The sequence below is a fragment of the Modestobacter sp. VKM Ac-2978 genome (assembly GCF_026968025.1).
GTDB lineage: Bacteria > Actinomycetota > Actinomycetes > Mycobacteriales > Geodermatophilaceae > Modestobacter.
Genome location: NZ_JAPVBP010000006.1, coordinates 130,173 through 154,941 on the forward strand (window position 1 = coordinate 130,173; position 24,769 = coordinate 154,941).

Here is a 24,769-nt window from a genome sequence, read left to right on the forward strand (position 1 = left end):
GCGGCGTGTCGCGCCGTGTCGGCGACCGCAACTGCCCACTCGGCGCGCGCCCGGGCGCCAGTCAGGCCGGGACGCTGACGCCGACGCCGCCCTTCGTCTCCGCGCCGTAGCGGGCGATCTCGGCGTCCAGGTCCAGCGGCCGGGTGATCGCGCCCTGCGCCTCGACGTCCGGGGTGATCAGGTCGGCCGGCAGCAGCCAGGACACCTCGAACTCGAGACCGTCGGGGTCCTTGGCGTAGAGCGCCTTCGTGGTGGCGTGGTCGGAGGCCCCGGCCAGCGCGCCGGCGTCGGCCAGGGCGCCGCGGATCCGGGCCAACTCGGCGAGCGTGTCGACCTCCCAGGCCAGGTGGTACAGCCCGACGGTGCTGCGCCCGGCGCCCGAGGGGCCGGCCTGGGCACCGACCGCGAACAGGCCCAGGTCGTGGTCGTTGGTCGACCCCTCGGCCTGCAGGAACACCGCCCGGCCGGGCATCTCCGTCTTCACCCGGAAGCCGAGGACGTCGCGGTAGAAGGCGGTACTGCGGTCGACGTCCCGGACGAAGAGGACGGCGTGGTTGAGGCGCTGGACGGGCACGGTGCACTCCTGCTGGTCGACGAGGACCCCAGTCTGCGCCTATTTACTTGATTCTTCAAGTAAGTGCACCCGGGAGTGCGGCTGCGTCGCGGAGCACGTGGTCGATGAGGCCGTACTCCCGGGCCTCGGCCGCGGTGAACCAACGGTCGCGGTCGGAGTCCCGCTCGACCTGGTCGACGTCCTGCCCGGAGTGGTGCGCCTGCAGTTCGTTCAGCTGCCGCTTGAGCCGCCCCAGCATCTCCGCCTGGATGGTGATGTCGGCCGCGGTGCCGCCCAGGCCGGCCGACGGCTGGTGCATCATCACCCGCGCATGCGGCAGGGCGTACCGCTTGCCCGCAGCTCCTGCGGTGAGCAGGAACTGCCCCATCGACGCCACCATGCCCATCCCGTAGGTCGCGACGTCGCAGTCGACGAACTGCATGGTGTCGTAGACGGCCATTCCGCCGGACACCGAGCCACCCGGTGAGTTGATGTAGAGGTGGATGTCCCGCGTCGGGTCCTCGGCGGACAACAACAGCATCTGCGCGGCGAGCTGATTGGCGATCACGTCGTCGACCTCGCGCCCGAGGAAGACGATCCGCTCCCTCAGCAGCCGGTCGTAGACGGCGTCTCCCAAGGTCGACGCGGTGCTGGTCTCTGTTGCCCGGAGCTGTTCGCTGGTCATCGCTGACTCTCCTGCTCGACGTCGGAATGGACGAGACCACTCAAGTGCGCGGCTACCGAGAAAGTCGAGGGGGAATGGCGGATTGCGCAGTCGGCGCAATTCTTGCGCTCTCCGCGAATGGTGATTGACGTACTCGCCCGGCGGCGGCGCGCCCGCCCGTGGTCTGATCGACCGGTGAGCGAACCCCCCGTCGTGCGCAAGGCCACCCGCGCCGACGTCCCCCGGCTGGCCGCCACGCTGGCCGCGGCCTACCCCGACTACCGCTGGACCTCCTGGGCACTGCCCGAGGACGGCCGCACCCAGCGGCTGTCCCGCTGGGCGGAGCTGTGGGGCGCGCTGGTGCCGGTGCTGGCCGGGACGGCGTGGGTCACCGACGACGTCGACGCGGCCGCCGCCTGGGTGGCCCCCGACGCACCGCCCCACGCCGCGGACGTCCAGGCGGTCGTCGACCGGGACCTGCCCCGGGTGTTCGGTGCCCGCCAGCCGGTCGTGCTGGCCAGCGAGCGGCTCGGCGCGCTCGGCCGACCGGACGAGCCGCACTGGTGGCTGCACGCCGTCGGCACCCGGCCCGCCGTCCGGCACCAGGGGCTGGGTGCGGCGGCGCTGCAGCCGGTGCTCGAGCGGTGCGACGCCGACGGGGTGCCGGCCGCGGCGACGGTCTACACCTCGACCGTCGTCCGCTGGCTGCAGCAGTCCGGCTTCGCCGTCACCCACTCGACCCGGACGGCGGTCGACCACGAGCTGCCGATCTGGACCCTGGTCCGCCAGCCCAAGCGGCGCTGACATCGACAGGTACACCGAGGTGAGCCTGACCTGACCCCCGGGGGCCACAGGTCGGCCCGGTTGGCCCCCGCGGGTCGGGCAGGACAGGAGCGACCACCCAGGCTCCAGCCCCCAGCGAGGCCCCCGTGTACCTGTCGAAGACCGAGGCCGCCGTCCTCACCAGCACGCTGCCGCGCACCCTGCCGCGGCCCACCCCACCGGCGCCGAAGGCGAAGCGCCGGCTGTGGCCGATGCTCGGGCCGGCGTTCGTCGCCGCGGTCGCCTACGTCGACCCCGGCAACTTCGCGACCAACTTCTCCGGCGGCGCCTCGTTCGGCTACACCCTGCTGTGGGTGATCGTCGCGGCCAACCTGATGGCGATGCTCATCCAGACGCTCACCGCCAAGCTGGGGCTGGCCACCGGGCGGGACCTGGCCACCTGCTGCCGCGAGCGGTTCCCCCGGCCGGTCACCTGGGGGCTGTGGGCGCAGGCCGAGGCGGTCGCCATCGCCACCGACCTGGCCGAGATCGTCGGCGGGGCGGTCGCCCTGAACCTGCTGTTCGGGGTGCCGCTGTGGATGGGCGGGATCATCACCGCGATCGTCGCGTTCGTCCTGCTGGCCGCCCAGTCGCGGGGGTTCCGGCCGTTCGAGCGGGTGATCACCGGGCTGCTGCTGGTGATCGGTGGCGGGTTCGTCTACACGCTGATCGGCGCCGGGGTCGACCCGGGCGGCGTCGCCTCCGGCATGGTGCCCAGCTTCGCCGGCACCGACAGCCTGCTGCTGGCCACCGGCATCCTGGGCGCCACGGTCATGCCGCACGTCATCTACGTGCACTCCGCGCTGACGCCGGGCCGGTACGGCGACACGGTCACCGCGGGGAGGTCGCACTCCGGACGGCGCGGGCTGCTGCGCGCCCAGCGGATCGACGTCTTCATCGCGATGGGGCTGGCCGGGCTGGTCAACGCCGCGATGCTGGTGATCGCCGCCCAGCTGTTCACCTCCGGCGACGGCATCGAGTCGCTGGAGAGCGTGCACGCCGGCCTGGGCGACCAGCTCGGCAGCGGCGCGGCCCTGGCCTTCGCCATCGCCCTGCTCGCCGCCGGGTTCGCCAGCTCCTCGGTCGGCACGCACGCCGGCCAGGTCGTGATGGCCGGCTTCCTGCGCAGGCACATCCCGGTGCTGGTCCGCCGGCTGATCACCCTCGCCCCGGCGCTGCTGGTGCTGGGCCTGGGCGGCGACCCGACGACGGCGCTGGTCTGGTCGCAGGTCGTGCTCTGCTTCGGCATCCCGTTCGCGCTGGTGCCACTGCTGTGGCTGACCTCCCGCAAGGACCTGATGGGCGGCTGGGTCAACCGGCGGGTCACCACGCTCACCGGCTCGGTCGTCGCCGCGCTGATCATCGCGCTGAACGGCTACCTGCTGGTGAGCACCTTCCTGGGCTGAGCGCGGCGCCGGGCGTCCGGTCAGCCGTGGCCCACGAGCCGGGCCGAGACGACCGCCATCTCCGCCCGCAGCTCGTCGGGTTCCACCTCCGAGACGTCCGCACCGAAGGTGGCGAGGATGCCGACGACCCCGGCCCACGACCACGCCCCCACGGTGAACCGGCACTGGCGGGCCGACACGCGCTCCACGACGGCTCCTGCCGGTGCCCAGCGGGCGGCCAGATCGGCGGGCAGCTCCATCAGGACGCTGCCCGTGCAGCGCCACCGGGCGACGGTGTCCCCTCGGTCGTGCCGGTTCACCACGTACTCGGCGACGTCGACCGCGGGGAGCGGCCGGCGCTGGAACGACGTCCCGGTCGGTGCGAGCGGGTGGACCCGGTCCACCCGGTGGACCACCCAGCCCGCGGCGGCCAGGTCGTAGGAGACCAGGTACCAACGGCCGGCCCAGACGGCCAGGTGGTGCGGCTCGACCCGCAGCGGCGGGCTGAAGTCGGTGCTCCCCGGCTCGGGACGGTGACCGTCGGGGCCGAGGAGGTCGAACCGCAGCACGTGGCCGCGGCGGACCGCGTCACCCACGGCGGCCAGGGTGGCGCGTTCGATCGGTGGGGCGGCGAACTCCCAGACGTTCGGGATGGCGGTGACCCGGAGCGCGTCCACCTGCGGCCGGAGGTGCACCGGGAGCACCTGGCGCAGGGTGGTCAGCGCCCGGGCCGCGCCGTCCCCGACACCGGCCACCGTGACGGGTGCGGTCTGCAGTGCCAGCGCGACGGCGACCGCCTGTTCGTCGTCGAACAGCAGCGGCGGGAGGGTGCCTCCCGCCGCCAGCCGGTACCCGCCGGTGGGCCCCGAGGAGGTGGTGACCGGGAAGCCGAGCTCCCGGAGGGCGTCGACGTCGCGGCGGAGGGTCCGGGAGCTGACGGCCAGCCGGCCGGCGAGCTCCCGCCCGGACCAGGCCCGGCCGGTGCTCAGCAACGACAGCAGGGTGAGCGCACGGGACGACGTGGTGGCCACGGCCCCACTCTGACCCCGATCGCGGACACCCCGCGTCCTCGACCGCTGCGACGGTCCTCCCATGACCGACAGATCAGGCTCCCGCATCGACCACCTCAACATCGCTGTGCCCGACCTCGCCGCCGCGATGGCGTTCTACGAGCCGGTCCTCGCCTCGATCGGGATCGCCCAGATGCTGGTGATCCCGGCCGGGGACCACGGCCCGGCGATGACCGGCTATGGCTGGTCCGACCGGAAACCGTTCTTCTGGCTCGTCGACGACGGCACCGTGGGCACCAACATGCACCTGGCCTTCACCGTCGACACCCGGGACGAGGTGCACGTGTTCCACGAGGCCGCGCTGGCCGCCGGCGCCACCGAACGGGAAGCACCCGCCGTCCGCCCGGAGTACCACCCCGACTACTACGGCGGGTTCGTCGACGACCCGCACGGGATCAACCTGGAGGCGGTGTGCCACCACCCGGCCTGACGCCCACTGGGCTCGCGCACCACGGGGCGGCACGATGACGAGATGGAGCTGCGCGAGCCCGTTGCCTGGGCGCCGGGGCTGTCGGTGCTGGCCGACACGAGCCCAGCGGCGTGGATCGAGGCCGCACTGACACCGACGGCCGGGTCAGCGACGGTCGCCGGGCTCGTCCCGCCGGTCTTCGAGTCCTACGCCCGGGTGCTGCCGCCCAGCTACGGGGACGAGCACGAGGACGGCGAGCCGCGGTACCGGTGGCCGGAGATCGCCGCCGCCACCGGGGTGCCGCTGACCGCCGAGACCCGGTTCGACGACCTGGTGGCCGGCTCCGACCGCTGGGGCCGGCCCTCCGACGGCGGGCTGGACGCCCGTGAGACCACGGCCCTCGCGCGCGTGCTGGGCGAGTGCACCGAGACGCCGACGGAGGCCTACTTCTGCCTGTGGGAGGGCTTCGGCCTCGAGGAGACCGAGGCATGGACCGGCCGGCCGATGCGCGTGGAGACCCCGCACCGGGCCTATCACCTGCTCACCGGACCGGTCGCCGCTGCGCCGGTGCTGCCCGCCGAGGTGCCGTGGCGGTGCGCGAGCCTGTGGTGGCCGGCGGACCGGGCCTGGCTGGTCGCCACCGACATCGACGGCTACCTCACCTACGTCGGTGGCAGCCGTGCGGCGATCGACGCCGTCCTCACGGCCCCGGACCTGGACGCCGTCGCCGTGCAGGCCTCCACCCCGCTGGACCCAGCTACGGCTGAGCACCGACCCGCCGATGAGGAACGGCGCCGGACGCCGTCTCAGGTACGACACCGACCCCGCCGGCACCGCCGGCCACCGACAGAGGAGCACCGGACATGGGCGCCATCAAGGTCCACGAGTTCACCACCGTCGACGGGGTGGTCGACACCCCCACGTGGACGATGGACTACGGCTTCCCCGACGACCTGGCCGCCTCCATCGGCGCGCTGACCGGCTCGTCGACCGGCATCCTGCTCGGCCGGAACACCTTCGAGATGTTCGCGCCGGCCTGGTCGACCCGCACCGTCGAGGACGACGAGGGCGCCCCGTTCTTCAACGACACCCGCAAGCACGTGGTCAGCTCCACGATGACCGACGCCGAGTCGGTCTGGCGGAACTCGATCGTGATCGGCGGCTACTCGGCCGACCGCATCCGCGCGCTCAAGGACGAGTCGGACGGCGACCTGTACGTCAGCGGCAGCGCCACGCTGGTGCGCGCGCTGCTCGCCGACGGGCTGGTCGACGAGCTGCACCTCTACGTCTACCCGCTGGCCGTGGGCACCGGCATCCGGCTGTTCCCGGAGGGCACGTCCCAGCCGCTGGCCCTGGTCGGCGTCGAGTCCCTGAGCAACGGCGTCGCCCACCTCACCTACGGCCCGGCCGCCGGCTGAGCCGGCTCAGGCCGGTACGACGGAGCCGGACGACGGGAAGAGCGGGAACTCGCTGAGGATGCCGGCGTCGGCCACGGCCTGGTCCAGGCCCCCGGCGTCGGCCACCGCCTGCTTGGAGATCATGACGTCGATGCCGTCGCCGGCCGGCCGGGGCCCGACCGCGTTGACCACCCCGGGGTGCTCACGGATCAGCCGCTGGGCCTCCGCCTGCAGGTCACCAGGGCGGAACGGCACCTGCTCCACCACCATCACGAAGTCGCCGGCGGCGTGGGCGTCGACGACCTGCTGGACGGCGGCCGGCACCGGGCCGTACCAGCGGACGGTGATCCGGGTGCGGTCGGTGCTGATCTCCGGGTCGCCGAAGTCGGGGCTGCCGCCGGCTGCGGCCCGCACCTCGTCGAGTGCGGCCATCATCTCGGCCGTCACCGGTGGGAGGCTGAGATCCTCGAGCAGCTCGTCGGGCGGCACCACGTGCGGCGACAGCTCATCGGGCAACGGGCCGGGTGACTCGGGCATCGGACGCAGCTCGACGTAGCCGGGCGGCTGCTCTCCCGGCGCACCCGGCTGCTGCGGCTGCTCCGCGCAGGACGTCAGCACCACAGCACCTCCCAGCAGCAACCCCGCGCTCAGCAGCCTGTTCGTCCACACGGCGGCGATGGTGCAGGTCGGCGGGGCCTCGTCCCGCCCGCCGACCGGTCCCGTGACCCAACGGTGACCCAGCCGAGGGGCCAGAGTCGCGACTTCGACCCCTCTGTCGCTGGCTCAGGGTGGTGGGGCCTCGCCGACCTCGGCGAACAGGGGGACGTCGCTGCTGATCCCGGCCACTGCCTGGTCCGCGCCACCGGCGGGTTCGGCGACCGCCGGGGGCACGAGCACCTCGACGCCGTCCCCCTCCGGGCGGGCGGTGGCGGCGGCCAGGACGCCCGGGTGCTCCCGGAGCAGCCGCTCCGCCTCGGCCCGCAGGTCACCCGGGCGGTACGGGGTCTGCTGGACGGTCACCTCGAACCCCGGGTCGGCCAGCAGGGCCCGCACCGGCCCGGGCAACTCGCCGTGCCAGCGCACGGTCAGCCGCTTCCGGTCCAGGCTGATCCCCGGGGTGCCGAAGTCCGGCGAGTCCCCGGCCACCTCGCTCAGCCGCTCGAGCAGGTCGTAGATCGCCGTCGGGCCGCCCGGGTAGGCCACGAACTCGCCGTGGCCCAGCCGCGGCGCCGGTCCGGCGGACGACTTCTTGCGTGCTGCCATGGTCGCCATCATCCAGGCTGGCCGCATGGAGATCTCCGGTGCACGGATCTGGGTCACCGGCGCCTCGACCGGCATCGGCGCGGCGCTGGCGACGGAGCTGGCCGACCGCGGGGCCCAGGTGGCGATCAGTGCCCGCGACGCCGAGCAGCTCGCCGAGGTGGCCGCCGGACGGATGGTCGTCGTCCCGCTGGACGTCACCGACCGGGCGGCCACCGTCGCGGCCGGCGAGCGGGTGCGGGAGGCGCTGGGCGGACTGGACGTCGCCGTGCTCAACGCCGGCACCTGGTCGTCGTTCCACGTGGAACCGTGGGACTCGCAGCTGTTCGCCGACCACCTGCAGGTCAACGTGATGGGTGCGGTGCACACCATGGAGGCCGTCGTCCCGCAGATGCTGGCCGCCGGGCGTGGCCGGGTCGTGGGCGTCGCCTCGGTGGCCGGCTACCGAGGACTGCCCGGCTCGGAGGCCTACAACGCGGGCAAGGCGGCGCTGATCAACCTGCTGGAGGGCCTGCGCGGATCACTGGCCCCGCGAGGTGTCGTCGTGCAGATCGTCAACCCGGGGTTCGTGACCACCCGGCTGACCGACCGGAACACCTACCCGATGCCGTTCAAGGTGCCTGCGGACGTCGCGGCCCGCACGATCGCCGACGGCATCGCCCGGGACAAGGCCGAGGTCGTCTTCCCGGTGCCGATGATGATCGCCATGAAGCTGGCCCGGCTGCTGCCGGTGCGGGTGTGGACCGGGCTGACCGCCGAGCTCGCCCGCCGGGGTCTGCACGGCGGGCCGAGCCGCCGCGCCGACTGACGGCGCGGCGGCCCGACGGCCCCGCTGGCTGCCCCCCGCCACGAGCCTGCGAGTGGCGGGGGGCAGCGGGGTCCTTCTTCAGGCGCGGGGGCCGCCGGCGACGTAGATGACCTGGCCGGAGACGAAGCCCGCGGCCTCGCTGCACAGGAACGAGGCGGTGTGCGCGATGTCCTCGGGCTGGCCGACCCGGGCGACCGGGATCTGCTTGGCGGCCATCTCCTTGAACTGCTCGTACGGCACGCCCACCCGCTCGGCGGTCTGCGCGGTCATCTCGGTCTCGATGAAGCCGGGGGCGATCGCGTTGGCGGTCACGTTGTACCGGCCGAGCTCGATGGCGAGGGTCTTGGTGAAGCCCTGCATGCCCGCCTTGGCCGCGGAGTAGTTGACCTGGCCGCGGTTGCCCAGCGCCGAGACGCTGGAGAGGTTCACGATCCGGCCGTACTCGGCCTCGACCATGTGCTTCTGCGCGGCCTTGCTCATCAGGAAGGCACCCCGCAGGTGCACGCCCATGACGGCGTCCCAGTCGGCGACGCTCATCTTGAACAGCAGGTTGTCGCGGGTGATGCCGGCGTTGTTCACCAGCACGGTCGGCGCCCCGAGCTCGGCGGCGATCCGCTCCACCGCGGCCTCGACCGACTCCTCCTCGGCGACGTTCGCGCCCACCGCGAGCGCCTCACCACCGGCCTTCTGGATCTCCTCGACCGTGCCCGCGCAGGCCGCCTCGTCCAGGTCGAGCACGGCGACCGCCATCCCGTCCTGGGCGAACCGCCGTGCGATGGCCGCGCCGATCCCGCGCGCCGCTCCCGTGATGATCGCCGTCCGCTGCTGAGCCACTGCATCTCCTCGTCGAGTTCGTCGGCGGACCCAGTCGTCCGGCCCGCCGTCCTGCCCCACTGCTTAGCACCACGCACGCAGGGCGCCCGCACCCGGCCGGGTCAGTCCGGGGGGAGGGCCGTCCCCACGGCGAGCGCGCCCAGTGCCAGCGACCACAGCAGCCCGGCGCCGACCAGCCACCAGGGAGCGGTGCCGAGCAGCAGCGCCAGGGCGACCGGCACGGTGCCCAGCAGGCCGACGTCCGGCCCGCGGACCAGCGTGCTGCCCACCCCGACCGGCACGGCGCCCATCGGCGAGGCGAGCACCGGCCCGGACCAGTCCAGGTCCGGGCGGTAGCCGGCGCGCACGGCCGCTCCGGCCCACGCCGGTGCGGTGACCGCGCCCAGCGCCAGCCACGCCACCGGCGCGCCGGTGCCCTGGCCGACGAGCAGCGCAGAAACCCCGCAGACCCCCACGAGCACCGCGGCCGGCACGACGGCCCGGGCCCAGACGACCGCCGCGCCGCCCAGCGGCAGCCCGCGGTCGGCGGCCGGCGCGGCGGACGCCCGCCGGCTCGGCTCACCCAGCGACGTGGCGGCGGTCCCCCAGCCGAGGACGACCGTCACCGCCACCAGCGCGGGCACCTCGGCCAGCCCCTCGGTGCGCGCAGCCAGCACCGGCAGCGCCGCCCCGACCGCCAGCTGCCCCCAGCGCCAGGGGGACCGGGCCAGCACCGCCAGGTCGCCGGCGACGACCGCCTGCCAGGGGCGCTGCACCCAGCGCCAGGCCAGCGGGCGCCGTGGCCGGTGCACCGTCGTCCCCAGCGCCCGGCCGAGCTCCCGGGTGTCCAGCGAGAAGACCGACGCGGTGGCGTACTGCGCGGTCTCCCCCGACGCACGGAGCGCACCGGCAGCGAGGTCGGCCAGCCGGCGGTCGGCCAGGACCAGGCAGAGGACGGCGACCCCCAGCAGCGCACCGAGCAGCCCCAGCGCCACCGGCGCCGGCAGCGACCAGGCCCGCCCCGCGACGTCCGGCAGGGCCACCCCCAGCCCGGCGACCACGCACCCGACGACGGCGGGACCGACCAGGGCCAGCGCGGTCACCGCCCCGGCGACAGCGGGCACCCAGCGGCCGCCACCACCGGCCTGCCGGACGACGAGCACCGCGACGGCGGTCACCGCCAGCAGCGCACCGCCCGCCAGCCCGGCGAGGACGCCGACCGGTGTCCGGCTCCAGGCCAGCACCACCGGGACGCCGACGACCAGCGCCGCCGCCACCGCCAGGCCGACCGCCCGGCGCAGCTCGCCGCGGAGCAGTCCGCGGCGCCCCGCGGGCAGGGGCAGCCACCACACCACGGCCGCAGGCGTGGCGCTGACCGGTCCCAGCCGGGCGAACAGCGCGGTCAGCCCGGCGGTCAGGGACAGCGCGACCGCCGCCGCGGTCAGCGAACCGGGGAGCACCGCCGCATCGGCAGCCGGGCGGGCGGCGATCTGCTCGCGGAGGCTGGAGACGGCGCCCCCGCAGAGCGCCACGAAGACCCCGGCGGAGGTGAGGCCGGACAGGGCGTCCCCGACCCGGGTCAGCCAGCTGGTGTCGGCCCGCGAGGCCGTCGCCCGGCGGGTGTACCGGCGGACGGCGGTGCCGCTCCACTCCTCCGCCGGCCGCGCCTGCAGCGGGGGCGTCGCCGCCGTGGCTCAGCCCTCCTGCAACGCCGCGACGGCGTCCTCGGGCGCGACCACCGGACACTCGTCCTCACCGATGACCAGGGCGTGGTCGGCGAGGGTGCCGATGAACGTCGGGTCGTGGCTGGCGAACAGCACCGCGCCACCGGCGTCCACCAGCGCCACGAGCCGGTCGGCCAGCGCCCGGCGCATCGCGGTGTCCAGGCGGCGTTCCGGCTCGTCGAGCACCAGCAGGTCGGCCGGTCGCACCAGTGCCCCGGCCAGCGCCAGCCGCCGGCGCTGGCCGGAGGAGAGCGCCGAGGGCAGCGCGCCGGCCCGGTCGGTCAGCCCGAAGGCGGCCAGCTCCGCCTCGACCACCCCCTCGGCGTCGGTGACCCCGTGGGCGCGGGCGGTGAGCAGCAGGTGCTCCGCACCGGTCAGTGACGGGAAGAACGCGTCGTCGTCCAGCACCCCGGCGACCGCCCGGCGGAAGCCGGCGTCCCGCTCGTCGACCGGGCCACCGGCGAAGCGCACCGTCCCGGTCAGCGGCGGCAGCAGGCCGACCATCGTCTGCAGCACGGTGGACTTCCCCGCGCCGTTCGGGCCGACCAGTGCGACCGCCGTCCCGGGCGCGACCGACACCGTCACCGGGGCGCACACCGGCTGGTCGCCGTAGCCGACCGACAGCTGCTCGGCGGCCAGCAGGACCATCAGCCGGGCCCCGCACCACCGCGCCACGCGGCGTCGAAGAAGCCGATCTCCAGCTCCATGGCCCGGCGGTAGGCGCGCCGCACCGCGGGGGTGTCGGCCGCTGTGTCGTCCAGCAGCCGCTCCAGCGTGGCCGCCAGCTCCTCGAAGGCCGGGTCGGCGTAGGTGGTGACCCACTCGGTGTACGGGGTGGCGGGCCGGCCGGCCAGCGACTGCCCGAGGTGGGCGTACAGCCGCATGCACGGCGTCATGGCCGCACAGGTCAGCCCTCCCCCGCCCAGGGCCGCCGTGGCGAGCAGGAACTCGGTGTAGGCCAGCGTGGCCGGCAGCGGCTCGACCACGGCCAGGTCGATGCCCCAGCGCGCCGCGTAGCCCTCGTGCAGCCGCAGCTCCTCGCGGACGCCGGCGAGCAGGTCGACGAAGACGTCCAGGCCGGCCCGGTCGGGGCTGTACGCGGCGCCGAGGGCGTAGGCGCGGGCGAAGGACTCGAGGAAGAACGCGTCCTGGGCGACGTAGCCGGCGAACCGGTCGGTCGGCAGGCTCCCGTCGGCGATGCCCTGCACGAACGGGTGCGCCAGCGCGACGGCGGCGAGGTCGGCGTTCTCGGCCCAGAGCCCGGCGGCCACGCTCACGGCGCCTGCACCGCCGGATCGCTGAGTGCCCCGTCCCCGAGTGCCATGCCCCAGAAGGCCACCTCGGCGGCGACGACGTCGAGGAAGACCGCGTCCCTGCCCCCGCCGACCGCATCGGCCGCCGCCTCCAGGCCGGCGACGTAGCCGGCGAAGCCCGGCACGGTCCAGTGCTCGACGAACTCCCGGTAGACCGGGGCCCCGGGCAGCGCGGTGGTCCAGGTGTCGAGGTAGGTGCGCTCGATGGTCCACAGCGCCGTCAGCGCGACCGGCACCTCGGCGGCGTCCAGTCGCTGCAGCAGCTCGGCGTAGGCCGCGGTGGCGGGCAGCGCGGGGGCGGTGAGGTCCAGGCCGCGGGCGGCCGCCTGCTCCTCGAACCAGGCCAGCTCCTCGACCAGCGCGACCAGGCCCCCGGCCAGGACCGCCTGCGCAGGCCGCGGTGCGCGGGCCAGCAACCGCGCCTGGAAGCGCAGCAGGTCGGCGACGAAGCGTGCGTCCTGCACCAGCCAGGTGTCGAAGGCCCCGGCGGGCAGCGACCCGTCGCGCACCGCGGTGAGGAACGGGTGCGCGGTGGCCCCGCGCCAGATCTCGGGATGGCGTTGCAGCAGCTCGGCGACCGGCACGGCGCGGACTCTACGAGGTGGCTATGGTGGCCCCGTCATGGCGTCGAGCCATGTGCGGGAGCTCGGAGGACCGGGCTGAGAGGGCGGCTGACGCGCCGCCGACCGCTGGAACCTGACCGGGTAATGCCGGCGTAGGGAGCCCGTGATGAGCACATCTGGAACCGTCGGCACGACCACGTCCGGGGCGGACGCACCCCTCACCCTCACCGAGCCACCGGCCCGCACGCTGGGCTTCCGCGAGTCCGCGGGCCTGTGGGGCAACCTGGGCATCAGCCTGCTGCTGCCGGTGGCCGCCGTCTACGTCGTCCTGCCCGGGCGGCCGCTGTCGGTCACGATCGGCGCGATCGTCGTCGGCGCGGTGATCGGCGCCTCGCTGCTGGGGCTGGCCGCCGCGGCCGGCGCCCGCGAGGGGGTGCCAGCGATGGTGCTGCTGCGCGGCCTGCTCGGCCGGCGGGCGTCCTACCTGCCCACCGCGCTGAACCTGGTGCAGTGCATCGGCTGGGCCACCTTCGAGATCGTGATCATCGCCGAGGCCGCGTCCCGGGTGCTGGACGCGCCGCGCTGGCCGTTCGTGCTGGTCGCCGGCGTACTGGCCACCGCCATGGCGCTGCGCCCCCTCGGCGTGGTCAAGGTGCTGTCCCGCTACGCGGTGTGGGCCGCGCTGGCCGCGATCGCCTACCTGTTCGTCGAGGTGCTGTCCGAGCCGCGGGCGGCGCTGGACAGCGGCGGCGCCGCGTCGTTCTGGACGGCGACCGACATCGTGATCGCCCTGCCGATCTCCTGGTTCCCCCTCGCTGCCGACTACACCCGGCACGTGCGCAGCGGCCGGGTCGCCGGGACCAGCACCGCCCTGGGCTACGGCCTGGCCACCGTCGCGATGTTCAGCCTCGGCGTGCTGGCGCTGGCGGCCTACGGCAGCTCGGGGCTGGACGTCATCGACGCGCTGCTCGCCGTGCCGCTGGGGGCGCTGGCGGTGCTGGTGCTCATCACGGTCGAGCTCGACGAGGCGTTCGCGAACGTCTACTCCACGGCCGTGTCGGCGCAGAACGTGGTGGCCCGGCTGGACCGCCGGCTGCTCGCGCTGGGCGTCGGTGCCACCGCCACCCTGCTCGCGCTGAGCTTCGACATCGTGGCCTACGAGCCGTTCCTCTTCCTGATCGGCGCGGTCTTCGTGCCGCTGATCGGCGTCTTCCTGGTCGCCTACGCACTGAGCGCCCCCGGCCGGTGGGACACCTCGGACACCGCTCCGGCCCGGCTGGTCTACCTGCTGCCGTGGCTGGCCGGGTTCGTCGCCTACCAGCTGACCCTGCCGACCTTCTTCTCCGGCGTCGGCGCCGGCTGGACCGCCTGGTGGACCGCACGCCAGACCGACCTGGGCATCGACCCGGCCAACGGCTGGTCGGCCTCGCTGATCAGCCTGGCCGTGGCGGCGTCCCTCACCGCGGTGATCGCGCTGCTCGGCGCCCGCCGCGGGCGGCAACGGGCATGACCTCCCCGCTGGGCCGGCTGCACGTGCTCACCGACGCGGACGGCGGACCGGCCGCGCTGGCCGCGATCGCCGCCGCGGTGGCCGCCGGTGCGCCGGTGGTGCAGGTGCGGGCGAAGGGCTGCAGCGACCGGGTGCTGTACGACTTCGCCCGGGCCGTGGTCGAGCTCTGCCGGCCGGCGGGCACCACCTGCCTCGTCAACGACCGGGTGGACGTCGCCCTCGCCGTCGGCGCCGACGGGACGCACCTGGGCGCCGGTGACCTCCCGCTCGCCGCCGCCCGGCGGGTCGCCGGGCCGGGGCACCTCCTCGGCGGCACGGCGCGCGACCCCGAGCTGGCCCGGCAGCTGGTGGCCGAGGGGGCGGACTACCTGGGCGTCGGTCCGGCCTTCGCCACCACCACCAAGACCGGGCTCCCCGACCCCATCGGGGTGGCCGGGGTCGGCGCCGTGGCCGCCGCGGTGCAGGTGCCCGTGATCGCCATCGGCGGGGTCACCGCGGCGCGGGTCGGCGCGCTGCTGGACGCCGGCGCCACTGGGGTCGCGGTGGTCGGCGCGGTCACCGCCGCCGCCGACCCCGGGGCCGCGACGGCCGAGCTGCTGCGGGCACTGGCGGGCGCCCGGTGATCGACGTGGCGGTGGCCGGCGGTGGGCTGATCGGGCTGTCGGTGGCCTGGCGGGCGGCGCAGCGCGGCCTGTCGGTCGCCGTCGTCGACGACGCCCCCGGCGCCGGCGCCTCGGCGGCCGCCGCCGGGATGCTCGCACCGGTCACCGAGGCCGCCTACGGGGAGGAGGCGCTGCTGCGGCTGTGCCTGGCCTCCCTGCAGCGCTACCCGGCGTTCGCCGCCGAGGTCGAGGCGGCCAGCGGGCTGCCGGTCGGGCTGCGCACCGTCGGCACCCTGGTGGTCGGCTTCGACGCCGACGACGTGCGGGCGCTGGACGCGCTGCACGGCTACCAGCAGGAGCTCGGGCTGGCCGTCGAGCGGCTGACCCCGCGGGACACCCGCCGCCGGGAGCCTGCGCTCACCCCCCGCCTACGCGGCGGGCTGGCCGTCGAGGGCGACCACTCGGTCGACGGCCGGGCCCTGCACCGGGCGCTGACCGCAGCCGCCGAGGCCGCCGGGGTGCGCCTGGTCCGCGACCGGGTGGCCGGTGTGCAGGTCGCCGGCGGGCGGGCCACCGGCCTGCAGCTGACCGGCGGCGAGGAGCTGGCCGCCGGCACCGTCGTCCTCGCCCTGGGTGCGCACAGCAACACCCTCCCCGGGGTGCCGCCGCTGCCGATCCGACCGGTCAAGGGGCAGATCCTGCGGATGGCCGGTGCGGCCGGGCTGCTCACCGGCACGGTGCGCGCGCTCGTCCGCAGCCGGCAGGTCTACCTGGTGCCCTACGGCGAGGACGGGTTGATCGTGGGGGCCACCACCGAGGACCGTGGCTTCGACGCCACCGTCACCGCCGGTGGGGTGCACGACCTGCTGCACGACGCGATCGAGGTGGTGCCCGGGGTGACCGAGCTGGAGCTGGTCGAGACCCTCGCCCGCTGGCGGCCCGGCACCGACGACAACGCCCCGCTGTTGGGGGCCAGCACGCTGCCCGGGCTGGTGCTGGCCACCGGCCACCACCGCAACGGCGTCCTGCTCACCCCGGTGACCGGTGACCTCGTCGCCGAGCTGCTGGCCACCGGCGAGCTGCCCGAGCTCGCCGCACCGTTCACCGTCGAGAGGTTCCCCCACCGATGACCATCTCGCTGACCGTCAACGGCAGCCCGGTCGAGCTGGCCGACGGCACGACCGTCGCCGCGCTCGTCGCCGACCGCACCAGCGGGCACGACCGGGTCGCGGTCGCCCGCAACGGCGACGTCGTGCCGCGCAGCAGCTGGGCGACGACCGAGCTCTCCCCCGGCGACCGCCTCGAGGTGCTCGCCCCCACCGCAGGAGGTTGACATGAGCGACGGCGAACTGACCGAGGACCTGGTCCCCGCGCTGGAGCAGGAGGAGTCGGCCGACCCCTTCACCCTGGGCGGGGAGACGTTCACCTCCCGGCTGATCCTGGGCACCGGCGGCCTGCCCAGCCTGGAGGTGCTGGAGCGGGTGGTCCGCGCCTCGGGCACCCAGCTGGTGACCGTGGCGCTGCGCCGGGTCGAGGCGGCCGCGGGCAGCGCGATGCTCGAGGTGCTCAACCGCTGCGGGGTGCGGCTGCTGCCCAACACCGCCGGCTGCCAGACCGCCCGGGAGGCCGTGCTGACCGCGCAGCTGTCCCGGGAGGCCTTCGAGACGGACTGGATCAAGCTCGAGGTCATCGGCGACGACCGCACGCTGCTGCCCGACGCCGTCGAGCTGATGGACGCCGCCGAACAGCTGGTCGCCGACGGCTTCACCGTGCTCGCCTACACCACCGACGACCCGATCCTGGGCCGCCGGCTGGCCGACGTGGGCTGCGCCGCGGTCATGCCGCTGGGCTCACCCATCGGCAGCGGGCTGGGCATCCGCAACCCCTACAACATCGCGCTGCTCCGCGAGGAGGTCAGCGTGCCGGTGGTGCTGGACGCCGGCATCGGCACCGCCTCGGACGCCGCACTGGCGATGGAGCTCGGGTGCGACGCGGTGCTGTTGGCGTCGGCGGTGACCCGGGCCCGGGAGCCGGTGCAGATGGCGCTGGCCATGCGGCAGGCCGTCGAGGGCGGCCGGCTGGCCCGGGGCGCGGGCCGGATCCCGCGCCGCTGGCTGGCCGAGGCATCGACGTCGATGCAGGGGCTGCCCGAGCTGTGAGCCTGCCGCGGCTGCTCGTGCTCACCGACCGCACGCAGTGCCGGGGCAGCCTGACCGCCACCGTGGCCGCCGCCGTCGACGCCGGGGCCCGGGCGGTGGTGCTGCGGGAGAAGGACCTGCCCCTCGCCGAGCGGTCGCGGCTCGCCGGGCAGCTGCGGGCCCTGCTAGACCCGGTGGACGGCGTCCTGGTGTGGGCGGGGGCCGCCGGCAGCGCGGGACGCACCGCCGTTCACCTGTCGGCGGCCGACCCGCTGCCGGCGCCGCGGCCCGGCTGGCTGGGCCGCTCCTGCCACTCCGCCGCCGAACTGGCCCGGGCCCGGGCCGAGGGCGTGGACCACGCCTTCCTGTCCCCGGTGTTCCTGACCGCCTCCAAACCCGGCCACGGCCCGGCCCTCGGGCTCCCCGGCCTGGCCGAGCTGGTCTCGCACGGTCCGCCCGTCTTCGCGCTGGGCGGCATCGGCCCGGACGACGTCCCCGGCTGCCTCGCCGCGGGCGCCTGGGGGGTCGCGGTGATGGGCGGGGTGATGCGCGACCCGTCCTCCGTGCGCGAGCACCTGGCCGCGCTGGCCGGCTGAGCGGGCGACGCGCCGCTCGACTGGCGCGACCCACCCCGGACCGGTGAGGTGGGCATCACATCGGGTTCATGATTAGACCTGCCCCTGCCGAGACAAGACAGGGGTTCGCCGTGGAGCGAGAAACGGCCAGACAGCGAGGAGACCGGGTGACGGGCGAGCGCACCAGCCTTGCGTGGCCGTCGACCCCTCCACCACCCGCCGAGGACGGCTGGGAGTGGGCGCTGAGCAGCGTGGCCGAACTCCCCAGGGTGCGTGCCCAGTTGCGCAGCGGGCTGGCCGAGGAGTCCCGGGGCGACGGTACGGCCGCCGAACTCGACGAGGCCGTCGTCCTGGCGTTCGACGAGATGGCCTCCAACGCCCTCCGGCACGGTGGTGGCGGGGTGCTTGCCCGCGTCCAGCGGACACCACGCGCCTGGCTGATCGAGGTGCGCGACTCCGCAGCCCAGCGCCCTCCGCAGCCGGCGATCGGGCGTGACCCCAGCCTGGGCGGGCTGGGCCTGTACCTGATCGCCGAGATGGCCGACGCGCACGGCTGGCACCTCACCGGAGACCAGAAGAGCGTCTGGGCGTTGCTGCCCCGCCGCTGAGCCGGCTCAGGTCAGCGGCGCAGCCGGACGGCGACCAGCGCGACGTCGTCCTCCGACCCCTGCGGGCGCAACCGCGCGACGATCGCGTCCAGCAGTTCCTCCAGCGGCAGCTCCCCCAGCTCGGTGAGCAGGCCGACCAGCCGGGCGACGCCGTCGTCCAGCGGCAGGTCCGGGCCCTCGACCAGGCCGTCGGTGTACAGCAGCACGGTGGCCCCGGGGGCGAGCACCGTCACCTGTTCCCGCCGGGAGGTGGTCGGGTCGACCCCGAGGATGAGGTCGGCCCGTTCCGTGGCCAGCACCTCCACCCGGCCGTCGGGGGTGTGCACCAGCAGCGGCGGGTGGCCGGCGTTGGACCAGCGGAGTTGGGTCTCGCCGCGGACCTGGTCGACCTGGTCCTGCTCCAGCCGGGCCACGGCCGCGGTGGCCAGGGTGCGCACCTGCAGCCCCTCGATCGCCCGGTCCAGGTCGGAGAGCACCGCCGCCGGCCCGCCACCGCTGCTGTAGGCGATGCCGCGCAGCAGGCTGCGCAGCTGCCCCATCGCCGCCGCGGCGACCGTGTCGTGGCCGACGACGTCGCCGATGGCCACCACCGTCGCCCCACCGGGCTGGAGGAAGGCGTCGTACCAGTCACCGCCCACCTGGGCGGCCTGGACGGCGGGCACGTACCGCACGGCGATCTCGGCGAGCTCGGGCTCGGGCGGGTCGGTCAGCAGGCTGCGCTGCAGCTCCTCGGCCATCCGGCGCTGCTGCTCCTGCAGCGCTGCACTGTCCAGCGCGACCGCCATCCGGTCGGCGACCTCCCGCACCAGCTCGCGCTCCCGCGCGTCCATCGGGGCCCGGTCGCGGCCGCGGTAGAGGCTCACCGCCCCGAGCACCCGCCCCCGGGCGGCCAGCGCGAAGACCACCGCGGTGCCGGGGTCCAGCGTCCAGTAGGCCTCGCGCACCTCGCCGGCCGGCAGCCCGTTGCCCACGGCGGCCGCCATGTCGGGGACGACGGTGACCTCGCCGGTCGCCAGGGCGGTCACGATCGGGGCGGTGTTGGTGAGCGCAGCCAGCCGGAGCCGGGCGTAGTCGGCCGCCACCGGGCGCAGCGCGGGGTCGCGGTGCCAGCTGGCCACGTCGTGCAGCCGGCCCCCCTCCTCGACCAGGCTGGCGATCCCCCAGTCGCAGAGGACGGGCACCACGGCCTCCACCAGCTCCTGCAGCGCGCCGGCTGATCCCTGCCGGTCGATGAGGGCGGTGGACAGGACGTCCGACACCCGGGCGAGCGTCGCGAGGCGCTCGGCGTCCCGGCGGGTGCCCTCCTCGGCGCGGCGACGCTCGGTGATGTCGAGGAAGTAGACCGACAGCCCCTCGGCGCTGGGCCAGGCCCGCACCTCGAACCAGCCGTCCAGCGGCGGCGGGTACCAGGCCTGGAACATCGCCGGCTCATCGGTCTGCATCGCGCGCCGGTAGTGCACCTCGAAGTCGCTGCCGACCGCGGCCGGGAAGAGCTGCCAGAGATCGCCACCCAGGAGCACCTCCCGGCTGTTGCCCAGCAGCCGCTCGGCCTCGGCGTTGACGTAGGTGAACGCCCAGTCCCGGCTGAGGGAGAAGAACGCCGCCGGCATCGACTCCAGCACCTGGGTGAGCCGCGCGTCGGACCGCCGCCGCTGGGTGGCGTCGTGCGCCACCCCGACGACCCGGACCGCCGTCCCCGCGTCGCCCAGGACGGCGCGACCACGGGCCCGCACCCAGCGGACGTCACCGCCGGGCAGCTGGACCCGGTGCTCCTGGTCGAAGCCCTCGCCGGTCACCAGCGCCGCGTTGATCGTGGCGGTGACGCCCTCCACGTCGTGCGGGTGCAGCCGCTCGAGCAACGCGCTCAGCGTCCCGGGGAAGACGGCGCGGTCCCAGCCGTAGAGGGCGAGCAGCCGGTCGTCCCAGACCAGCTGGTCGCCGACGGCGTCCCAGTCGAAGCTGCCGATCTCGGCCGCGTCGAGGGCCAACCCCCACCGCCACCGGGCGGCCTCGGACTCCGCGCCGGCCTCCACCAACCGGAGCTCCGCCGCGACGCACTCGGCGATCAGTTGCAGCACGGCGACGTCCAGGTCGGTCCAGTCCCGGGGCGCGGCCCCGAAGACGCACAGCGCGCCGCGCCGACCGTCCAGCGGCACGCCCAGGTAGGCGCCGATCTCACCGACGGTGACCGGTGCCCGGTCCGCGACCCGGTGGTCGTTCGCCGCGTCCCGGACGACGAGGGTCTCCCCCGCCTCGACGGTGACGGCACACAGCGACTCGGCCAACGGGAGCTCGACACCTGGTCGCCCGGCGCCCGGGCCGCTGACGACGGCCGCCGTCTGCACGTCACCGATCAGCGACACCTGGGCCACGTCGGTTCCCAGGAGCCGGGCGGCCAGGTCGGCCAACCGCTGGACCACGGGGCCCGCAGCCGCCTCGACGGCGCGGGCAGTGGCCCCGGGAGCGGGGTCGTACAGCGTCATCCGTCCCCCGCCCTCGCTTCCGTCCGCCTCGGACGGGGCCCCTCGTCGCCGCGTACCGGAACCCGATCATGCCTGCTGGCGTCGGGAACGGTCGCGGGGGCGTGCCGCGCGGATCCCCCGCCGGCGAGGGACGATGGCCGGGTGCAGGGAACCGCCGGCCCCCGGTCGCCGAACCGGCGGCCGAGCCGATGGGACCCTCGGTCCTGGTCCGGCGCCCTGGAGCGCACCTGGGCCCGGAACCCGCAGATCGGCCTGGCCCTGCGGGCCGCCATCGCGGCGACGATCGCCTGGGCACTCATCCAGCTGCTGCCCCAGCCCGCGCAGGAGTACCCCTACTACGCGCCGTTCGGCGCGGTGATCGCCATCTCGACCACGCTCGCCGGGTCTGCCCGGACCACCGCGCAGTCGGTCGCCGCCATCGCGATCGGCGCCGCGGTGGCCCTGGCCGTCGACGGGCTGCCCGTGCCGATCGTGGCCAGGGTCGGCCTCGTGGTGACCGCCGGGATGCTCCTCGCCGGATGGCACCGGCTGGGGGGCTCCGGCAGCTGGGTGCCCACCTCGGCGCTCTTCGTGCTGATCATCGGCGGCGGCGACCCGGTGGACTACGTGCTGGGCTTCGCCGGGCTCACGTTCCTCGGCGCGCTGATCGGGACCGCCGTCCTCGCCGTCTTCCCGCCGCTGCCGCTGGCGCCCTCGCAGACCGAGCTCGGCCGGCTGCGCGACCTGCTGGCCGCCCAGCTGGAGGACCTGGCGGACGGCCTGCAGCAGGAACACCCGCCCACCGAGGACGAGTGGCGCGAGCGCATCCACACCATCGACCCCGTGCTGGCCCAGATGCGGGCGGCGGTGCAGCAGACCGACGAGGCCCGCCGGGGCAACCTCCGGGCCCGCCGGCACCAGCAGGTCGCCGACCGGCAGTACGCCCAGGCCCGGGCGCTCGAGCGCCTGACCCTGATGGTGGAGGACCTCACCCAGCTGATCGCCGAGACCGAGACCGCCGACGTCTCGCACGTGGCGCTCGGCCCGGCGCTGCGGCCGGCCGCGGCCTCGGCACTGACCGGTCTGGCCGACGTGCTGCGCTCGGTGGAGGGGCCGGCCGCTGAGCCGGACACCACCCGCGGCGCCTACGACGAGCTGCACGCCCTCGAGGCGCAACTGCGGCGCGCCCGGCAGAGCACCGACGACGACCTGTTCGCTGCCAGCAGCGTCGCGCTGGCGATCCGGCGCTGCCTGGCCGCGGTCGTGCCCGAGGAGCTGGCCGAGGAGGAAGCGCCGGACTGACCCGACCGACGGCCCAGTGACCGACGGCTCAGCGGCCCACTGCGTACCCCTGCATCCCCCGCGGGTTGGCCCCGGCCCGCAGCACGCCGGTCTCCGGGTCGACCGAGACCGCGGACAGCCGGCCCAGCGACCAGGGGCCGGAGACGGTGACCGCGTGGCCGCGGCGGCGCAGCTCGTCGATCGTCTCCTCCCCGATCCGGGACTCGATCACGACCTCGTCCGGCGTCATCTCCCGCGGGAAGAACGACGACGGGAAGGCGGTGGTGTGCCAGGTCGGCGCGTCGATGGCCGCCTGGAGGTCCAGCCCGCCCAGCACGTGGGCCAGCCAGAAGCACAGCTGCCACTGCTCCTGCTGGTCACCGCCGGGGGTGCCGAAGGCGAGGGTCGGCACGCCGCCGCGCAGCGCCAGGGACGGGGTGAGCGTGGTGCGCGGGCGCTTGCCCGGCTGCAGCGAGTTGGGGAGCCCGGGCTCCAGCCAGAACATCTGCGCCCGGGTGCCCAGCGCGAAGCCGAGCGAGGGGATGACCGGCGAGCTCTGCAGCCAGCCGCCCGAGGGGGTGGCCGAGACGAGGTTGCCCCAGCGGTCGACGACGTCGACGTGGCAGGTGTCGCCCCGGGTGGTGCCCCGCGTGTCGACGGTGGGCTCCCCGACGCCCGCGATCGGGCCGGAGGAGGCGCGGCCGCCGGCGGTGACGAACTCGGGGAGCCGGGGCGGGCGCCCCCCTGGCGAGCCGGGCCGCAGCTCGGTGCTGGCCCGGTCGCTGATCAGCGCCCGCCGTTGCTCGGTGTAGCTCGTGGACAGCAGGTCGTCCACGGGCACCTCGGCCGTGTCCCCGTACCAGGCCTCGCGGTCGGCCATCGCCAGCTTCACCGCCTCCACGCTGGCGTGGACCAGGTCGGCATCGGCGGTGCCCGATGCGTACCCGGCCCCGGCCCCTGCTGCCGGGTGGCCGTCCAGCATCGCGAGCGCCTCGAGCAGCGCCGGGCCCTGGGACCACGGCCCGGCCTTCGCGAGCGTCCACCCCTGCCAGTCGAGGGTGACCGGCGGCTCGTACCTCGGGGCCCAGCTGGCCAGGTCCTCACCCGTCAGGAAGCCGCGGTGGGCACGACCGGAGTCGTCCATCACCGGGGAACGGGAGAACTCGTCGATCGCCTCGGCGACGAACCCCGTGTACCAAGCCGCCAGTGCCGCGTCGATCTGCGCCTCTCGGGAGGGTCCGCGCGCTGCGTCGAGCAGTCGGCGGTAGGTCGAGGCGAGGACCGGGTTGCGGAACAGGCGGCCGGCGGTGGGGGGTGCTCCGTCGGGGGCGAGCCAGGTGGCGGCCGAGGTCGGCCAGTGGGTGCGGAAGTGCTCGGAGACCGAGGCGACGGTCGCGGCGACCCGGGGGTGGACCGGGTGGCCGTGCTCGGCGTACTCGATGGCGAAGCGGAGGACGGCGCCCAGCGGCAGGGTGCCGTGGTCGCGCAGGAGGGTCAGCCAGGCGCCGAGAGCGCCGGGCACGGTGGCGGCGAGGAGACCGGTGCCCGGGACCAGGTCGAGACCGAGGTTCCCGAAGGCGTCGATCGTCGCGCCGGCGGGGGCGACCCCCTGACCGGACAGGACCACGGGGACCCCCGCGCCGGCGGCTGCCCGCGGGCTCCGGGCGAAGAGGATCGGGACCTCACCCCCCGGGCCGTTGAGGTGTGGCTCGACCACCTGCAGGGTGAGGCCCGCAGCGACCGCGGCATCGAACGCGTTCCCACCGGCCTCGAGGGTCGCCATGCCCGCGGCACTGGCGAGCCAGTGCGTCGAGGCGACCATCCCGAAGGTGCCGGCGAGCTCCGGCCGCGTGGTGAACATGTAGCCACCCTAAAGAAGTGTGGCCGGTTCGCACTGCGAGGCGACGGCGGTGCGGCAGGGGTGCTGGGCGCCTCTCGGAGCGGCACGACCTCGTCGTCGTCCGGCGCTCGATGCCGGAGGTCGATGTCCGACTGCCGGGGCTCGGGGAGCGCCGGCAGCGTCAGCTGGTGCGTCCGGGGCGCGACCGGCCTGTCCCAGCTGAGGGAGGCGCCGTTCGGGCCGCTGCCCCAGGCCGCGGCCCGCCGGCTCACGCCGCGCAGCCGGCTGACCAGCTGCCGCACCGGGGCGGTCAGCCGCGAGGGGGGCGCGGCCAGCCGGGTGGGGGTGGTGAGCAGGTCGACGGAGAAGTCGGTGGCGAACTCGATCGCCGCCTCCAGCTCGTGGTCCACGGCCGGCAGCGCGGACGGAGCGGGGGCACGCTCTGCCACCGGGGCGGCCGCCGGGACGGACACCGGGCTCGGGACGGACCGGTCCGACCCGTCGGTCAGCCGGTAGAGCGGCAGCGGCGTCGCACGCCAGGCGAGGTGGGCCCCGTCCCCGCCGGCGCCCCAGGTGGCGGCGCGGCGGGCGAGCTGACGCCGCCGGGAGCGGGGCAGGCGCACCGGGACGTCGTCGTCCGCGATCGGGCCGGGGCCCATGCCGAGCACGCCGATGGCGAGGCCGATCGCCAGACCGAACGCCAGGTCGGTGGTGTTGGGCGCCGGGGTGTCGGTGCCGAACAGCCCGAGCCGGCCGGTGTCCCGGGCAGCGGGCAGCTCGGTCGGCCGGACCGGTGCCATCTGGATCGCCATGTGCTGCCCTCCCGGGAAGTAGTCGCCGCGGCCGGGGAAGGGGCCGCGGGCAAGGAAGAAGTTACGGACGACGGAGCCCCGGGACCCCCGTTCGGGACACCCCCTCCCGACCGCGTGACCCAACCGTTGCCCGACCCCTCCACAGCGGTCGATGACCCCC

The 24,769-nt window shown here is 75.3% G+C and carries 27 protein-coding genes and 1 riboswitch; of the genes, 15 read left to right on the top strand and 12 right to left on the bottom strand.

Annotated features, from left to right (window positions below; translation table 11 throughout):
- Positions 1-61: 61 nt before the first annotated feature.
- Together O2W53_RS15830 and O2W53_RS15835 are read right to left on the bottom strand one after the other, a co-directional pair.
- The gene (locus O2W53_RS15830; protein WP_269164021.1) at positions 62-574 is read right to left on the bottom strand and encodes a VOC family protein; all 513 of its coding nucleotides are present in this window, start codon (positions 572-574) and stop codon (positions 62-64) included.
- Between the two features lie 55 nt (positions 575-629).
- On the bottom strand, positions 630-1,238 hold the full coding sequence (locus tag O2W53_RS15835) for an ATP-dependent Clp protease proteolytic subunit (protein WP_269164022.1): 609 nt from the start codon (positions 1,236-1,238) through the stop codon (positions 630-632).
- Between the two features lie 174 nt (positions 1,239-1,412).
- Here O2W53_RS15835 and O2W53_RS15840 point away from each other — a divergent pair, with 174 nt between their 5' ends.
- Together O2W53_RS15840 and O2W53_RS15845 are read left to right on the top strand one after the other, a co-directional pair.
- The gene (locus tag O2W53_RS15840; RefSeq protein ID WP_269164023.1) at positions 1,413-2,021 is read left to right on the top strand and encodes a GNAT family N-acetyltransferase; all 609 of its coding nucleotides are present in this window, start codon (positions 1,413-1,415) and stop codon (positions 2,019-2,021) included.
- Between the two features lie 125 nt (positions 2,022-2,146).
- Positions 2,147-3,445, top strand: a complete 1,299-nt coding sequence (locus O2W53_RS15845) for an Nramp family divalent metal transporter (protein WP_269164024.1) — start codon at positions 2,147-2,149, stop codon at positions 3,443-3,445.
- 20 nt (positions 3,446-3,465) lie between these two features.
- Here the strand turns inward: O2W53_RS15845 and O2W53_RS15850 are convergent, their stop codons facing one another.
- Positions 3,466-4,455, bottom strand: coding sequence for a helix-turn-helix transcriptional regulator (locus O2W53_RS15850; RefSeq protein WP_269164025.1), 990 nt, complete (start codon positions 4,453-4,455; stop codon positions 3,466-3,468).
- A gap of 61 nt (positions 4,456-4,516) precedes the next feature.
- On the opposite strand from O2W53_RS15850, the gene O2W53_RS15855 reads away from it, so the two are divergent.
- From O2W53_RS15855 to O2W53_RS15865, 3 genes are read left to right on the top strand one after another with little or no spacing between them, the layout of a single operon-like run.
- The gene (locus tag O2W53_RS15855) at positions 4,517-4,924 is read left to right on the top strand and encodes a VOC family protein (RefSeq protein WP_269164026.1); all 408 of its coding nucleotides are present in this window, start codon (positions 4,517-4,519) and stop codon (positions 4,922-4,924) included.
- A gap of 42 nt (positions 4,925-4,966) precedes the next feature.
- Positions 4,967-5,881, top strand: a complete 915-nt coding sequence (locus O2W53_RS15860) for a hypothetical protein (protein WP_269164027.1) — start codon at positions 4,967-4,969, stop codon at positions 5,879-5,881.
- A complete protein-coding gene (locus tag O2W53_RS15865) occupies positions 5,767-6,321 on the top strand; it encodes a dihydrofolate reductase family protein (protein WP_269164028.1) in 555 nt (184 codons plus the stop codon). The genes O2W53_RS15860 and O2W53_RS15865 overlap by 115 nt, the downstream gene beginning before the upstream one ends.
- A gap of 6 nt (positions 6,322-6,327) precedes the next feature.
- Here the strand turns inward: O2W53_RS15865 and O2W53_RS15870 are convergent, their stop codons facing one another.
- Complete coding sequence (locus tag O2W53_RS15870) at positions 6,328-6,969, bottom strand: hypothetical protein (RefSeq protein ID WP_269164029.1); 642 nt, start codon at positions 6,967-6,969, stop codon at positions 6,328-6,330.
- Positions 6,970-7,083: 114 nt separating this feature from the next.
- Positions 7,084-7,563 (bottom strand): hypothetical protein, encoded by a 480-nt coding sequence (locus O2W53_RS15875; protein WP_269164030.1) that lies wholly within the window; start codon positions 7,561-7,563, stop codon positions 7,084-7,086.
- A gap of 25 nt (positions 7,564-7,588) precedes the next feature.
- Here O2W53_RS15875 and O2W53_RS15880 point away from each other — a divergent pair, with 25 nt between their 5' ends.
- Entirely contained in the window at positions 7,589-8,368 is a 780-nt protein-coding gene (locus tag O2W53_RS15880; protein WP_269164031.1) for an SDR family NAD(P)-dependent oxidoreductase, read from the top strand.
- Positions 8,369-8,446: 78 nt separating this feature from the next.
- Here the strand turns inward: O2W53_RS15880 and fabG are convergent, their stop codons facing one another.
- The 5 genes from fabG to O2W53_RS15905 form a co-directional block, all read right to left on the bottom strand.
- Positions 8,447-9,202 (bottom strand): 3-oxoacyl-ACP reductase FabG, encoded by a 756-nt coding sequence (gene fabG / locus O2W53_RS15885; protein ID WP_269164032.1) that lies wholly within the window; start codon positions 9,200-9,202, stop codon positions 8,447-8,449.
- 101 nt (positions 9,203-9,303) lie between these two features.
- Positions 9,304-10,713, bottom strand: coding sequence for a DUF6297 family protein (locus tag O2W53_RS15890; protein WP_269164033.1), 1,410 nt, complete (start codon positions 10,711-10,713; stop codon positions 9,304-9,306).
- 162 nt (positions 10,714-10,875) lie between these two features.
- Positions 10,876-11,553 carry an ABC transporter ATP-binding protein gene (locus O2W53_RS15895; protein WP_269164034.1) on the bottom strand — a complete coding sequence of 226 codons (678 nt, stop codon included), beginning with the start codon at positions 11,551-11,553 and terminating at the stop codon, positions 10,876-10,878.
- Entirely contained in the window at positions 11,553-12,182 is a 630-nt protein-coding gene (locus tag O2W53_RS15900) for a TenA family protein (RefSeq protein ID WP_269164035.1), read from the bottom strand. Before O2W53_RS15900 ends, O2W53_RS15895 begins: the two co-directional genes overlap by 1 nt.
- Complete coding sequence (locus O2W53_RS15905; protein WP_269164036.1) at positions 12,179-12,802, bottom strand: TenA family transcriptional regulator; 624 nt, start codon at positions 12,800-12,802, stop codon at positions 12,179-12,181. Before O2W53_RS15905 ends, O2W53_RS15900 begins: the two co-directional genes overlap by 4 nt.
- A 44-nt stretch (positions 12,803-12,846) precedes the next feature.
- Positions 12,847-12,957: riboswitch (TPP riboswitch) on the top strand.
- Between O2W53_RS15905 and O2W53_RS15910 the strand changes: the two genes are divergently transcribed.
- The 7 genes from O2W53_RS15910 (at position 12,948) to O2W53_RS15940 (ending at position 18,214) form a co-directional block, all read left to right on the top strand.
- On the top strand, positions 12,948-14,291 hold the full coding sequence (locus O2W53_RS15910) for a purine-cytosine permease family protein (protein WP_269164037.1): 1,344 nt from the start codon (positions 12,948-12,950) through the stop codon (positions 14,289-14,291). Its footprint overlaps the riboswitch before it by 10 nt.
- On the top strand, positions 14,288-14,914 hold the full coding sequence (thiE, locus tag O2W53_RS15915) for a thiamine phosphate synthase (RefSeq protein WP_269164038.1): 627 nt from the start codon (positions 14,288-14,290) through the stop codon (positions 14,912-14,914). The genes O2W53_RS15910 and thiE overlap by 4 nt, the downstream gene beginning before the upstream one ends.
- Positions 14,911-16,023: a glycine oxidase ThiO gene (thiO, locus tag O2W53_RS15920; protein ID WP_269164039.1), complete on the top strand. Its 1,113-nt coding sequence runs from the start codon at positions 14,911-14,913 to the stop codon at positions 16,021-16,023. Before thiE ends, thiO begins: the two co-directional genes overlap by 4 nt.
- Positions 16,020-16,226, top strand: a complete 207-nt coding sequence (gene thiS / locus O2W53_RS15925) for a sulfur carrier protein ThiS (RefSeq protein WP_269164040.1) — start codon at positions 16,020-16,022, stop codon at positions 16,224-16,226. The genes thiO and thiS overlap by 4 nt, the downstream gene beginning before the upstream one ends.
- A 1-nt stretch (position 16,227) precedes the next feature.
- Positions 16,228-17,052, top strand: a complete 825-nt coding sequence (locus tag O2W53_RS15930) for a thiazole synthase (protein WP_269164041.1) — start codon at positions 16,228-16,230, stop codon at positions 17,050-17,052.
- A complete protein-coding gene (locus O2W53_RS15935; protein WP_269164042.1) occupies positions 17,049-17,627 on the top strand; it encodes a thiamine phosphate synthase in 579 nt (192 codons plus the stop codon). Before O2W53_RS15930 ends, O2W53_RS15935 begins: the two co-directional genes overlap by 4 nt.
- A gap of 146 nt (positions 17,628-17,773) precedes the next feature.
- Positions 17,774-18,214, top strand: a complete 441-nt coding sequence (locus tag O2W53_RS15940) for an ATP-binding protein (protein WP_269164043.1) — start codon at positions 17,774-17,776, stop codon at positions 18,212-18,214.
- 11 nt (positions 18,215-18,225) lie between these two features.
- Here the strand turns inward: O2W53_RS15940 and O2W53_RS15945 are convergent, their stop codons facing one another.
- Positions 18,226-20,697, bottom strand: a complete 2,472-nt coding sequence (locus O2W53_RS15945; protein ID WP_269164044.1) for a SpoIIE family protein phosphatase — start codon at positions 20,695-20,697, stop codon at positions 18,226-18,228.
- Positions 20,698-20,838: 141 nt separating this feature from the next.
- Here O2W53_RS15945 and O2W53_RS15950 point away from each other — a divergent pair, with 141 nt between their 5' ends.
- A complete protein-coding gene (locus O2W53_RS15950) occupies positions 20,839-21,978 on the top strand; it encodes a hypothetical protein (RefSeq protein WP_269164045.1) in 1,140 nt (379 codons plus the stop codon).
- A gap of 28 nt (positions 21,979-22,006) precedes the next feature.
- Here O2W53_RS15950 and O2W53_RS15955 read toward each other — a convergent pair whose 3' ends face one another.
- Positions 22,007-23,818 carry a gamma-glutamyltransferase family protein gene (locus O2W53_RS15955; RefSeq protein WP_269164046.1) on the bottom strand — a complete coding sequence of 604 codons (1,812 nt, stop codon included), beginning with the start codon at positions 23,816-23,818 and terminating at the stop codon, positions 22,007-22,009.
- Between the two features lie 123 nt (positions 23,819-23,941).
- Between O2W53_RS15955 and O2W53_RS15960 the strand changes: the two genes are divergently transcribed.
- On the top strand, positions 23,942-24,313 hold the full coding sequence (locus O2W53_RS15960) for a hypothetical protein (RefSeq protein ID WP_269164047.1): 372 nt from the start codon (positions 23,942-23,944) through the stop codon (positions 24,311-24,313).
- Positions 24,314-24,769 lie beyond the last annotated feature (456 nt).